General features: G+C 53.9%; 12 protein-coding genes. 7 read left to right on the forward strand and 5 right to left on the reverse strand.

Translation table 11 applies throughout. From position 1 onward, the window contains the following. Positions 1-81 precede the first annotated feature (81 nt). The 3 genes from recJ to M0D42_RS02795 form a co-directional block, all read right to left on the reverse strand. Positions 82-1,824 carry a single-stranded-DNA-specific exonuclease RecJ gene (recJ, locus tag M0D42_RS02785; protein ID WP_265020084.1) on the reverse strand — a complete coding sequence of 581 codons (1,743 nt, stop codon included), beginning with the start codon at positions 1,822-1,824 and terminating at the stop codon, positions 82-84. Further along, the gene (gene glpX / locus M0D42_RS02790) at positions 1,821-2,804 is read right to left on the reverse strand and encodes a class II fructose-bisphosphatase (RefSeq protein WP_265020085.1); all 984 of its coding nucleotides are present in this window, start codon (positions 2,802-2,804) and stop codon (positions 1,821-1,823) included. The genes recJ and glpX overlap by 4 nt, the downstream gene beginning before the upstream one ends. 85 nt (positions 2,805-2,889) lie before the next feature. Then, positions 2,890-4,176: a homoserine dehydrogenase gene (locus M0D42_RS02795; RefSeq protein ID WP_265020086.1), complete on the reverse strand. Its 1,287-nt coding sequence runs from the start codon at positions 4,174-4,176 to the stop codon at positions 2,890-2,892. Positions 4,177-4,365: 189 nt separating this feature from the next. Here M0D42_RS02795 and M0D42_RS02800 point away from each other — a divergent pair, with 189 nt between their 5' ends. Beyond that, positions 4,366-4,953, forward strand: coding sequence for a TetR/AcrR family transcriptional regulator (locus M0D42_RS02800; RefSeq protein ID WP_265020087.1), 588 nt, complete (start codon positions 4,366-4,368; stop codon positions 4,951-4,953). A 9-nt stretch (positions 4,954-4,962) separates the two neighbouring features. Here M0D42_RS02800 and M0D42_RS02805 read toward each other — a convergent pair whose 3' ends face one another. Then, positions 4,963-5,874, reverse strand: coding sequence for a pirin family protein (locus M0D42_RS02805; protein WP_265020088.1), 912 nt, complete (start codon positions 5,872-5,874; stop codon positions 4,963-4,965). A gap of 122 nt (positions 5,875-5,996) precedes the next feature. Between M0D42_RS02805 and M0D42_RS02810 the strand changes: the two genes are divergently transcribed. Beyond that, on the forward strand, positions 5,997-6,416 hold the full coding sequence (locus tag M0D42_RS02810) for a PaaI family thioesterase (RefSeq protein ID WP_265020089.1): 420 nt from the start codon (positions 5,997-5,999) through the stop codon (positions 6,414-6,416). Between the two features lie 467 nt (positions 6,417-6,883). Here M0D42_RS02810 and M0D42_RS02815 read toward each other — a convergent pair whose 3' ends face one another. Continuing rightward, a complete protein-coding gene (locus tag M0D42_RS02815) occupies positions 6,884-8,293 on the reverse strand; it encodes an aminotransferase class V-fold PLP-dependent enzyme (RefSeq protein ID WP_265020090.1) in 1,410 nt (469 codons plus the stop codon). Between the two features lie 102 nt (positions 8,294-8,395). On the opposite strand from M0D42_RS02815, the gene M0D42_RS02820 reads away from it, so the two are divergent. The 5 genes from M0D42_RS02820 to arsJ all read left to right on the forward strand — a co-directional run bounded on the left by M0D42_RS02820 (position 8,396) and on the right by arsJ (position 12,704). Then, positions 8,396-8,863 (forward strand): Lrp/AsnC family transcriptional regulator, encoded by a 468-nt coding sequence (locus M0D42_RS02820; protein WP_265020091.1) that lies wholly within the window; start codon positions 8,396-8,398, stop codon positions 8,861-8,863. A gap of 104 nt (positions 8,864-8,967) precedes the next feature. Continuing rightward, entirely contained in the window at positions 8,968-9,321 is a 354-nt protein-coding gene (locus M0D42_RS02825) for an ArsR/SmtB family transcription factor (RefSeq protein WP_265020092.1), read from the forward strand. After that, entirely contained in the window at positions 9,318-10,379 is a 1,062-nt protein-coding gene (arsB, locus tag M0D42_RS02830) for an ACR3 family arsenite efflux transporter (RefSeq protein WP_265020093.1), read from the forward strand. Before M0D42_RS02825 ends, arsB begins: the two co-directional genes overlap by 4 nt. Positions 10,380-10,404: 25 nt before the next feature. After that, entirely contained in the window at positions 10,405-11,403 is a 999-nt protein-coding gene (locus M0D42_RS02835; RefSeq protein ID WP_265020094.1) for an ArsJ-associated glyceraldehyde-3-phosphate dehydrogenase, read from the forward strand. Between the two features lie 50 nt (positions 11,404-11,453). After that, positions 11,454-12,704: an organoarsenical effux MFS transporter ArsJ gene (gene arsJ, locus M0D42_RS02840; protein ID WP_265020095.1), complete on the forward strand. Its 1,251-nt coding sequence runs from the start codon at positions 11,454-11,456 to the stop codon at positions 12,702-12,704. Positions 12,705-12,833 lie beyond the last annotated feature (129 nt).

A 12,833-nucleotide genomic window follows, 5' to 3' on the forward strand; every position in this document is an offset into this window, starting at 1 on the left:
CAAGCGGAAATTTGCAGCAAGTCTAAATTTTTGTGAGATGGCTGCTGTGGGTGAGAATTTGAGCCCTGACAACAGGTATTCTTAAGCCGGGGCCGCATCTTCCAGTCGCAATTGAACAGACTGGCGACCACCCCAGGTGTTGATGTCGAGCCGCCCAGCGAGGTGGAAACGTTTCCCGCCATGATTTTCCAGAGCGGGGCCAATTGCGGTGTCATAGGCGCCAAAGCAGATCGCTTCGAGCCGGGCCGCTAAACCATCGCTGAACGTCACTTTTAGGTGGCTATCCCCAATACGTTTGGCAAAGCGAATTTCGACCTCTGGGAAGGCAAAGCGCGGCGCAGCGGCACCCGCTCCAAAAGGACCAGCGGCTTCCAGTTGATTGATAAGATCCAAAGAGGCCGCACCGGGCATCAGCATGCCATCCAGTTTCAGGTCTGCGGGGCCCATATCTCCGGCACCTTGTTTATTAAGCAGCTCGGCAAGCCGTGCCATAGCAGGTTCAAGTTGATCACGCATAACCGTGAGACCCGCGGCCATCTTATGCCCACCACCTTTCACCAAGAGCCCTTCGGCTGCGAGTTTTTGGATAGATGCCCCAAGATCGATCCCAGAAACCGAACGTCCAGAACCTTTGCCTTCATCCCCGTCAAAGCCGATCACTATGGCCGGACGGTTGGTTGCCTCCTTAAGGCGGCTCGCAACAATGCCCACAACACCGGGGTGCCAGCCATCTGCCGCTGCCCAGACGATTGGCGCATCAAGGCCGCGTTCTTCAGCTTGTTCCATAGCCGCCGCACGCACGGCTGATTCAATGTCCCGCCGTTCGGTGTTCAAATGATCTAGCCGCTCGGCCAAGGCGGAAGCTTCATGTGGGTCGGCAGTCGCGAGCAAGCGCGCGCCGAGGTCCGCTTGTCCAATGCGTCCACCCGCATTTACGCGCGGTCCCAGCAAGAAGCCAAGGTGATAGCTCGATGGTGCTGTATCCATGCGTGACACATCTGCCAGGGCAACAAGCCCCGGACGTTCACGCCGTGCCATAACTTTGAGGCCCTGGCGCACCAATGCTCGGTTCACACCGACAAGCGGAGCCACGTCAGCCACAGTCGCCAATGCCACCAAATCAAGCATTGCCATCAAGTCGGGCCCTTGCGCGCCTTCACCGCGCATCTGGCGATTGGCTTCGACCAGCATCAGGAAGACCACCGCCGCGGCGCAAAGATGGGCCAAAGCACCGTCTTCATCCTGGCGGTTCGGGTTCACCACAGCGTGGCAGTCAGGCAGGGTTTCACCGCCGAGGTGGTGATCCAGAACGATCACATCTGCTGCGCTTGCCGCCGCAATGGGGGCATGTGAGAGCGTGCCACAGTCCACGCAAATGATCAGATCATGCGCCGCAGCAAGGTCTGACATCGCTGTTTCATTGGGGCCGTATCCTTCGTCGATACGGTCGGGCACATAAAGCGTCGCTGACAGGTTCATAGCCCGAAGCCAGACAAGCAAAAGCGCTGCAGAACTACCGCCATCAACATCGTAGTCGGCAAATACTGCGATTTTCTGTTTGTGCTTTACGGCCTCAAGGAAACGCGTTGCGGCCCGTTCCATATCCTTCAGACTTCTTGGATCGGGCAGAAGATCACGAAGGGCAGGGGCTAGAAAATTCTCCGCCTCATGGGCCGGAATCCCGCGCCGCGCCAGAACCTGACAAAGAGCGCGAGGCAGGGTGGTGTTTTGCTCTAATGCTTCCGCGCTTCTATCGATCTCAATCGACGGGCCCACCCATCGGCGACCCGTCAAAGAGCTGGAAACATTTAGAAAATCGCTCATTCGGCGGCTTTGATGGAATCCACAGGGGTGCGATATGTCATGCGGCGTACCGACCCAGATTTTGAGCGCATCAAGAGTGTGGTTGTCTCTAGCCAACCGGGTTCGCGTTTGATGCGTGGTAGCAGAGAACCACCGGTGACGCCTGTTGCCGCAAAGATCACATCAGCTGTGACCATGTCGTCGCGCGTGTAGATGCGATCAAGATCTTCGATGCCCGCTTTGCGTGCGCGTGCTTTTTCATCTTCATTGCGGAAGAGCAAGCGTCCTGAGATTTGGCCACCCATGCACTTTAGCGCAGCAGCAGCAAGGACACCCTCTGGCGCTCCGCCAGATCCCATGTACATGTCGATGCCCGTTGTTGCGCTGTCGGCACAATGCATTACGCCAGCAACGTCGCCGTCTGTGATCAATCGAATGGACGCACCGGTGCTGCGCACCTCTTCGATCATATCTTCATGGCGGGGACGTTCCAGAATACAGACAGTGATGTCTTTTGGCATGCAGCCTTTCGCCGTTGCCAAAGCAGAAACGCGCGTCGCCGGCGGCATATCCAATGTCACGATGCCTTGCTGAAAGCCTGGTCCAATTGCCAGCTTGTCCATATAGACGTCCGGTGCATGCAGCATGGAACCACGCGGACCCATCGCGATCACGGTCAGGGCATTTGGCATATCTTTGGCGGTCAGAGTGGTGCCTTCCAGCGGATCAAGCGCAATGTCTACGCCAGGACCATTACCTGTACCTACTTCCTCGCCGATGTAGAGCATCGGTGCTTCGTCGCGCTCACCTTCACCGATGACAACGACACCTGCAATATCAAGAAGGTTCAGCTGCTCGCGCATTGCGTTAACGGCGGCCTGATCGGCGGCTTTTTCATCGCCGCGGCCAACAAGGTTGGCAGAGGCCAAAGCGGCCTGTTCAGCAACACGGGCCAAGCCCAGTGACAACAAGCGGTCGTGAAATTCGGGCTGGGTGCTCATGTGTCTGGTCCTTTTAATGACTTCTGGAACAAGGTGTAGCGGGCACAGCTGCCTGGAACAAGCCGCTGTGCTGAATTCGCGCTAATCAGACAGTTTCAATACGCAGGGCGACAGGTTCGCCTGCCAAGACACCGGATTGTTTAATTGCCGAAAGGGCTGTTTCCAGTGCGCTGCGCTGGGTCTTATGGGTGACGATCAAAATCGGCGCTTCCGATCCATCGTGGTGGCCCTGACGCATGCGATCAACGCTGACACCTGCATCCCCAAGGGCGGTTGCGAGCTTCGCCAAAGCACCCGGACGATCCAAAAGTGCCATGCGAACATAATAAGGCGCAGGAGAATTGGAGGTCGCAGGCTGGGCCAATGTCAACTCGTTGGCCGGTACGCCAAAGGTTGGAATACGCAGACCGCGCGCAACATCGCAGATATCGCCCATGACCGCACTCGCCGTTGGGCCTTCACCCGCACCGGGGCCTCGCAGAACAACTTGTTCTACCGCATCCCCTTCCAGCACGACCATATTGGTGCCGCCTTTGAGCTGGCCCAATGGGCTGTCTGCCGGAACAAGACATGGAGACATGCGTTGCTCTAGGCCGCGTCCCGTCAGCTGAGCCACGCCGAGCAATTTGATCCGGTAGCCCAGATCTTCGGCCTGTTTGATGTCTTCGATTGAAATCCGCTGGATGCCATCAAGCTCAACCCCATCAAAGGCAACTTTGGTACCAAACGCGATGGAAGAGAGCAGGGACAGTTTGTGGCCAGCATCGATGCCACCCACATCCAGGTTAGGATCGGCCTCAAGATACCCAAGAGCGTCTGCTTCTGCGAAGACCTCTTCATATGGCAGACCTGCATCCTGCATGCGTGTCAGGATGTAGTTACAAGTACCGTTCATGACGCCCATGACGCGTGTAATTTGGTTTGCCGCGAGACCTTCGGTCAGAGATTTGATAACCGGGATGCCACCTGCCACGGCCGCTTCAAAGCGGATAACACAGCCATTGGCCTCCGCCTTTTCCGCGAGTGCTTGACCATGGATCGCCAAGAGCGCCTTGTTGGCGGTGACCACATCTTTGCCGGCAGCCAGGGCCGCTTCAGTCGCATCTTTCGCAGAGCCCTCGTGCCCGCCCATCAGCTCTACAAACACGTCGATATCATCGCGTGTCGCAAGTGCAACCGGATCGTCTTCCCAAGCATAGTCAGAGAGGTTCACGCCGCGATCTTTGTCACGTGAACGAGCCGATACAGCGGTGATAACCACAGGACGTCCGGTGCGCGCAGCCAAAAGGTTGGCTTTTTGGCGAATGATTTTCACAACGCCGACACCAACGGTGCCAAGTCCAGCAATGCCCAGACGCAGAGGGGTTGTCATCACAATCTCCTTTGACTCGATTGTTGGCATGCCGTGTAGCGCTTTCATTCGAAGGCTGCAATCACGCGATTGCTGTAAGGCTGCATGAACGCAATGTTTTGACCAGGCAGCAAACATGCGATAGGAAAAGAACGATTGTTCATATAAAGCGATGAAATTAAGTCATAATACCTAGGCGAGGGCAGAGCGATGGCGCGTACATCTGGATCTCATTCTGAAATTACCGGCCCCCGCATTTTGGATGCGGCTTTGCGAATGTTTTCCCGGCACGGCTATGCCGCTGTTTCTATGCGGAAAATTGCAAAAGAGGTCGGTGTGCAGGTCGGCGCACTCTATAACTACACGCCGGACAAGCAGAGCCTGTTATTCGGGCTCATGCGTGATCACATGGAGAACCTGGTGTCTGCCTGGGCGACCGAGGAAAAGCCGGGATCTCCGCTTGAACGGTTGGAGCAATTTGCGCGGTTTCACATTCGCTATCACCATGTGCGGCGTGATGAAGTTTTCATCGCCTATATGGAATTGCGAAATCTAAGCCCAGAGAACTTTGTAGTAATCGAAGAACTGCGGCGTGCTTACGAAAATGAGCTGCAAAAAATTCTGGCGGATGGTGTCGCCGCTGGTGAATTCCAAGTGCCTGATACAAAGATCGCGGCCATGGCTTTGATCGCGATGCTGACCGGTGTGAACACCTGGTTCCGAGAGACAGGAAGACTGTCTCTCGAAGAGGTTGAGGCGATCTATTGGGACATGACGCGTAAGGCTGTCACGACTTAGACGCCTATTCTAGTGCGCGGGCTGGATGAATGTTCCATTACGCAATTCCTTGAAGGCTTGCTGCAGTTCGGCCTGTGTGTTCATCACAATTGGCCCGTGCCAAGCCACTGGTTCTTGGATCGGGGCACCGGAGACCAGAAGAAACCGAATGCCTTCGGGGCCGGCTTGCACGGTGACTTCATCTCCGGTCCCAAAACGGATCAAGGTGCGGTTCCCGCTCAGGTCACGGATATTGACCTCTTGCCCAGCCACTTCTTTTTCAAGCAACACACCAGACGGCGCGCTCGCATCGGCGAAAGCGCCTGCGCCGTCAAATACATAGGCGAATGCGCGGCGATAGGTGTCGATCGGGAAGGTCTTTTTTACGCCGGGAGGGACATAGATATCGAGATATTGCGGGTCTGCTGCAATCCCATCCACTGGACCGGATTTCCCCCAGAAACTGCCGATAATGACTTTCACTCTGGTGCCATCATCATCGATGATCTCGGGGATGTCGGAGCCTTTCACATCCTGATAGCGGGGCGTTGTCATTTTCAAGGACGCTGGCAGGTTTGCCCAAAGTTGGAAGCCATGCATCTGCCCCTTCGCATTTCCTTGCGGCATTTCTTGGTGCAAAATGCCAGACCCTGCAGTCATCCATTGGATGTCACCCGCTTCCAAATTGCCTGTGTTCCCAAGGCTATCGCTGTGTTCAACCGAGCCAGCCAGAACATAGGTGATTGTCTCAATGCCGCGATGAGGGTGCCAGGGAAATCCCTGACCGTAATCTTCAGGACGATCATTGCGAAAATCATCAAACAGCAAAAACGGGTCAAGCTCGCTTGGGTCCTGAAACCCAAAGGCGCGGTGTAGATGAACGCCAGCCCCTTCAATTGTTGGTTTGGCAAGGCGCGTTTCAAGAGTAGGTCTAAGTGACATGGCACTCTCCTTTCCCGATTGAAACTAGGGTGTAGATTGCTTAGCGCCAAGGTAGGGCGCTGTGCAGCGGCGAACGAGTATTGTGCATCTGTTGTTGATCGCAACTATGAGGGGAGTAATTGATGGTCAATCGAAAGGAAATTGATCCAGCGCTTTCTGAGGAAAATTCGGCGTTCCAAACGCATATGGGGTATCGCCTCACCCATTGGGAGGAGGGATATGCGCGTTTAGAACAGCTGATTGCGCCATTTCTCTTAAATCGTATGGGGATTCCGCATGGTGGGAACTATTGCACGATCCTGGACACCGCAATGGGGTTCTCCGGTGTGTATACCGGAGATCCAGAACGAAAAGGCTATGCTCTGACCTTATCGCTGAATGTAAATTTCATTGCCCCAGCTCAAGGCGATCTGCTTGTTGTGGAAGCAGAAGTCAGTGGCGGCGGGAAGCGAACCTTTTTTGCTCATGGGCGCATAACTGACCGGCAAGGGCGGCTGATCGCTACAGGATCTGGTGCTTTTCAACGACGTGAGAGCGTTTAGGTACGAAGCCTATATGGATTTGGAATTGTTTAAATGACACAATTCTTTGGCCTCACATTCATTATGGGTGTGTTGAGTTGCCTATATAGAACATTCTATTAATTGGTGTCCGTGATGACGGTTTGAAGATTAAATTGAACCGGTTTGAAAAAAATGGTGGACCTTAGAAGGCTTCTACGCATTTCAATAAAACATGGATGGTATTATTGTTATATATCATGTGTTTGGGCGGCTTAAGTGAAGTGGGATTTACGGGCGAATAAGGACGAAAAGCCGTGTTTCAGACCGTAATTTTATTCGTCGCAATCACGCCCTTGACCGGTAAGCTCCGTTGGAGAGGATTTTCGTGGATAATCTGGTCTCAGAGCCATCCACAAAGGTTAAACTGGATTTCTCATTTATTAGCAAAGAATTGGAAGGAGCTGCTCATAGTCATGAGGTAAGTATTTAACAGTTTATCAACAGATTTATTCACAGCAGTGTTGTGAATTGTCTTCCAGACACTTGGCTATACCGTCAAAAATTGCGTCGATTGTGTCGTCATCCATCAAATAACTAAGGTTGAAGCGCACGAAGCCGGGCTTTTTGCGATCGTCGCCTTGAAGCAAATCCGCGCGAAGTATTGCGGATGTCTGATCATCAATATCCAGGAGCTGATGTACATAAGGACCAGCACAACTACATCCCCCGCGCGCTTGAATCCCCTGCTTTTGAGAAAGCGCTATGGTGAATTCTTTATAATCGATTGCATTTCCACTTAGATCGTGTGGAACAAATGAGAATATGGGAAGGCGAGTTGCACGGGCCTCTGCTAGAAGTTTGGCTTGGGGCAAATTCTGGAAATGCGACATGCCAATCGAGCTCATCTTTGAGTTGATCTGGTCAATCTTTTTCTGACCAATCGTCTCCTTAATCAGTATGGCCAAAGCGGCGCGAATATCCCCGATGACATCGGGTGTGCCACCTTCCTCCCTCTGTTCAAGGCGAGAAACATAATCGTGCTGGTTTTCGTTCACAAAAACCACAGTGCCTCCGCCAGGGCGGCTGGGTATTGTTGTCACCACGGCATCTTGGCGAATGACCAAGACGCCAGATGCAGCGGGGCCACCGACAAACTTGTGGGGGCTAAACACGATTGCATCGATGTCGACACCGTTCGGCTTCATTGACATAGCAAGATAAGGGGCGCCGCCTGCGTAATCCCAAAGAATTCTGCCGCCGTGAGATTTGATGAGCTGGGAGACCGGGGCGGGGTCGGTGCAAACCCCAGTCACATTGGAAGCCGCAGAAAACGCACCGATCACTATGCCTGTTGATGCATGTTGCGCCAATTTCTGCTGCAGGTCTTCCAGATCAGCGCCGCCTTCTTTTGCTTCGCGGATCTCAATGAGCTTCGCACCGGATTCCCGCCAGGGGAGTAGGTTGGAGTGATGTTCATATGGGCCGACAAATACCGTAACCGGTTCACCTGCCCGAACTGCGTTATGAACGCCAAACAGATGAATGGCTTGATTAATCCCAGTTGTTGCACCCGAGCCGCCGAAAATAACGGCATGCTCGTCTACATTTGCATTGCAATGGCGAGCGACAATCGCGCGAGCCTCCTCTCGCATGCGTGTCATGCGAGCACCGCAGAAGCTCTGTTCGGTATGAGAGTTTGCGTAGAAGGGCAGAACTTCATTCATAACGAACTCTTCCACCTGCCTTAAAGCGCGGCCGGAAGCCACGTAGTCGGCGTAGATCATCTTCTTCGCGCCGTCCTCTGTTTCCAACATCACATCCGAGCCAATCACGCTTTGGCGGAAGGTTGCGATTGGGTCGGCAAGATCGTGGAGGTTGATCTCAAATTTCGAAAGGGCAGAGGTGAGGCGCAGCATGGAATGTCCTTAGGTTTATCCTAATTGTGACACCGAAAATTTAGAAATAATTAATCAAAATACCTGTTGTTATGCCTTTGTATGTGTCATATGATAGAGAAAATGAACAAAACAGACGAGATTGATCGCAGAGTGTTGGATGTGATCCAGCGAGATGCCGCACTGTCTCAGCGAGACATTGCGGAGCGAGTCGGGTTGTCTCAGAACGCTTTGTGGCGTCGATTAAAACGTCTGGAAGAATTGGGTTTCATACAGGGCGCGCGTACGCGTTTAGATGCGGCGCAGCTGGGTCTGGATCTGACGGTTTTCGTCATGATCCGGACCCGCAACCACTCCGTAGATTGGGCAGAAGAGTTTCGTAAGCACGTGGCGCGTATTCCGGAAGTATCCGAAATGCACCGTATCGGTGGGGAATGGGACTATATGCTGAAAGTCGTTACTCGCGGCATGTCCGGGTACGACACTGTTTATCGTAAGATCACAACCGGTTTCGATTTGGATGTTGTTACGGGGCTCTTCAGTATGGAAACCATGCTGGATGACCGGCCGCTGGATGTCTTTGGCGGCTAATTTGGGGCTGAATGGCTCTCCTTGAGCGTCTGTCACAAAAGTTTCACGGATTATCGCTCTAAACACGGTTGATCTATGTTCGATATATCAATAATTCCAGATATATGGATAAGTCAGCTGCCCTCAGCGCCTTTGCCGCGCTAAGCCAAACGTCTCGACTGGATGCTTTTCGATTACTTGTGCAAGCAGGCGAGCGAGGCCTCCTTGCTGGAGAGATCTCAGATGCTTTGGAGGCAAGGCAAAATACCATGTCGACCAACCTGGCGGTGCTTTTGAACGCAGGCCTCTTGCGCAATGAACGGGAGGGCAGGGCCATCAGATACTTCGCGGATATGAATGGGTTGCAGGGCCTTTTGGGGTTTCTCCTGCAGGACTGCTGCGGTGGCCAGCCGGACCTATGCCGTCCGTTGATTGAAGAAATCACATGCCAGACTGACAATTGCGGAGACCCCTCATGACCACCGAGCAACACGCTTATTCCCCGGAGGATAGTGGGTTAGGCCCGTTCGAACGCCTCTTATCGGTTTGGGTCGCACTGGCGATCACTGCGGGATTGATCCTCGGAAGCCTTGTGCCGCAGCTTTTTGCAGCCCTGGCCGCAATCGAAGTTGCATCGGTGAATTTACCAGTCGCTTTGCTGATTTGGGCCATGGTCTACCCGATGATGGTAGGAGTGGATTTCTCGGCACTGAAACAAATTGGTGATCGCCCGAAAGGCATCGCCATCACTTTGGTGGTTAACTGGTTGATCAAACCGTTCTCCATGGCGGCTTTGGGCGTTTTTTTCTTTGAATATGTCTTTGCCGGATTGATCCCGCCTGATGACGCGCAGGCATATATCGCTGGGGTCATTCTTCTCGGAGCGGCGCCCTGTACAGCGATGGTCTTTGTGTGGTCCAATCTGACGCGTGGCGATGCGACCTACACCTTGGTGCAAGTCTCGGTGAATGACGTGGTGATGGTCTTTGCTTTCGCACCGATCGTGGCATTACTGCTTGGCGTCAGTGACATCACTGTGCCTTGGGACACGCTATTGATTTCAGTGGTTCTCTATGTGGCTCTGCCGCTCGTGGCTGGCATGATCACACGCCATTTATTGGTGCGCAAAGGGGGCGAACAGGCGGTTGAAGCTTTCCAAAGTATGGTGAAGCCAGCATCGATCATAGGCCTTTTGATGACTGTTGTTCTGCTTTTTGGTTTTCAGGCACAGGTCATTCTGGACCGCCCATTGGTCATCGTGCTGATCGCGATTCCATTGCTTATTCAAAGCTATGGGATTTTCTTCCTGGCCTATGGGGCAGCGCGCCTGTGGAAAGTGCCATTTAACGTGGCTGCGCCTTGCGCCCTGATAGGTACATCGAACTTCTTCGAACTTGCCGTTGCCGTGGCCATCAGTCTCTTTGGGCTTGGTTCAGGCGCGGCTCTGGCAACGGTTGTCGGCGTTTTGGTCGAAGTCCCCGTGATGCTGTCTCTTGTCGCTTTTGCCAATCGCACGCGTGGCTGGTTCCCATCTTAATCTTCCCTCTCAAGGAAATGAAATCATGACTAAAATCGCAATCAATGGCCTTGGACGTATGGGCAAACTGGTTTTGCGTCGCCTGTTTGACATGGGGCTAGGAGATCAGATCGTCCTGCTGAACGATCCCTTTGGAGATATCAACACGCATGCGCTGCTGGTTGAATTCGATACCGTGCATGGCCGTTGGAATGGCGACGTCTCACATGATGAAAACAGCATAACATTGAACGGCCAATCCATGCGTTTCACACAGGAGATGAAACCGGAGGACTTGGCACTGGAGGGCATCGATCTGGTGATCGAATGTTCGGGCAAGTTCAAAACCTCAGACACCCTGCAGCCTTACTTTGATGCAGGCGTGAAGAAAGTTGTGGTCTCCGCCCCGGTGAAAATTGAGGGGGCAGCAAACATAGTCTATGGCGTGAACCACGACATCTATGACGACCACCGTATCGTGACCGCCGCCAGCTGCACCACAAACTGCATCGCGCCGGTGGTAAAGGTGATGCTAGAGACCTTCGGGATCGAGCAAGCGTCTTTCACAACCATCCACGACGTAACCAACACGCAAACCATTGTCGACAAAGCCCACAAGGACCCGCGCCGTGCGCGCTCTGCGCTGAACTCTTTGATCCCGACAACCACCGGCTCCGCGAAAGCTGTCATACAGATTTTCCCGGAACTGGAAGGCAAGATCAATGGCCATGCAGTGCGTGTGCCGCTGCTGAATGCCTCGCTGACGGACATTGTTTTTGACGTCGGCCGAGATGTGACCGCTGAAGAAGTGAACGCAGCCATGAGTGATGCGGCTCAAGGCGCAATGGCGGGCATCCTTGGCTATGAAGAGCGTCCTCTGGTGAGCTGTGATTTCACCAATGATGACCGTTCCACCATCGTCGATGCGCCATCAACCATGGTGGTGAACAAGCGTCAGGTGAAAATCTATGCTTGGTATGACAACGAGTGGGGGTACTGCTGTCGCCTGGCGGACATCACCAAAATGGTTGCGGAAAGCCTATGAATCCTGGCCCGGCTAAACAGCCGGGGCTCACTTCGAAGTTGGATCGGACTATGCCAGAGATCACGCAGGACAAATCAAACGGCCTCGCGGCTTATATCACGGTCACGGCGGCCTATTGGGCTTTCATGCTGACGGATGGCGCTCTGCGTATGCTGGTGCTGTTGCACTTTCACACGCTGGGGTTTTCGCCGGTTCAACTGGCCTATCTTTTCATCCTTTATGAAGTGATGGGCGTTGTCACCAACCTCTCTGCAGGCTGGATTGCGGCGCGTTTTGGTCTGACTTCGACGCTTTATGCGGGCCTGAGTTTGCAAGTGCTTGCTTTGCTGGCATTAGCACAGCTTGATCCGGCTTGGGGGCTCACGGCCTCAGTGATCTTTGTCATGTGCGTGCAGGGACTTTCGGGGGTCGCTAAAGACCTTTCTAAAATGTCCGCCAAATCTGCAGTGAAACTGCTTGCGCCAAAAGGGCAGGGCGGTCTCTTCCGTTGGGTGGCGATCTTGACAGGGTCAAAGAATGCCGTGAAAGGCTTTGGGTTTCTGCTCGGAGCGGGTTTGCTGGCTGTTTTCGGTTTCCTCACAGCCATTTGGGCCATGGCTGCTGTTTTGACCGTTATCCTGATTGGCACGGTGATATTCATGCCCGCAGGCCTGCCGCAGGGTAAAAAGTCTGCCAAGTTCTCCCAAGTCTGGTCCAAAGACCGCAATATCAACCGCCTCAGCCTTGCCCGCATGTTCCTCTTCGGAGCGCGAGATGTCTGGTTCGTGGTGGGCATTCCGATCTATTTCTATGCCGTCCTGAGCGACGGCAGTGAAGCGGGCAACCGTGCAGCTTTCTTTACAATCGGTACCTTTATGGCGATTTGGATCATCCTTTATGGCCTCGTGCAAGGCCTCGCTCCCAAACTGCTGAAAGCCGCCGAGCACGACACCTCGCAAATCGTGAACTCAGCCATTCTTTGGGTCGGCCTGTTAACTTTGGTTCCCGCAGCGCTCGCGGCTGCTGTCTACGCGCAAATCCCATTCCTGACACCCATTGTCGTTGCGGGTCTCCTGCTCTTCGGCTTCATCTTCGCTGTGAACAGTTCCGTGCACAGCTACCTGATCCTCGCCTTCACGAGCGACGAGCGTGTCACCATGGACGTTGGCTTTTACTACATGTCCAACGCCGCGGGGCGCTTGCTAGGAACGCTCTTGTCAGGTGTCAGCTATCAAGTCGGAGGTTTGCCGCTCTGCCTTGCAACGGCTGCGTTGATGGCGGGATTGAGCTGGCTCTCCGCGAGATTGTTAACAAAAGCGTAGGCCGGGCTTCAGCCCGGCTGTGACTACGCTGGCATTGATGCCGGGCTGAAGACCAGCCTACAGGCGCACCATTGCAATCGCCCGTCTGGCCGAAGGCCGGACAGCGCCCGACCCTCCCGTCAAACCGAA

Origin of the sequence: Cognatishimia activa (genome assembly GCF_026016445.1) — a bacterium.
GTDB classification, from domain to species: Bacteria; Pseudomonadota; Alphaproteobacteria; order Rhodobacterales; family Rhodobacteraceae; genus Cognatishimia; species Cognatishimia activa_B.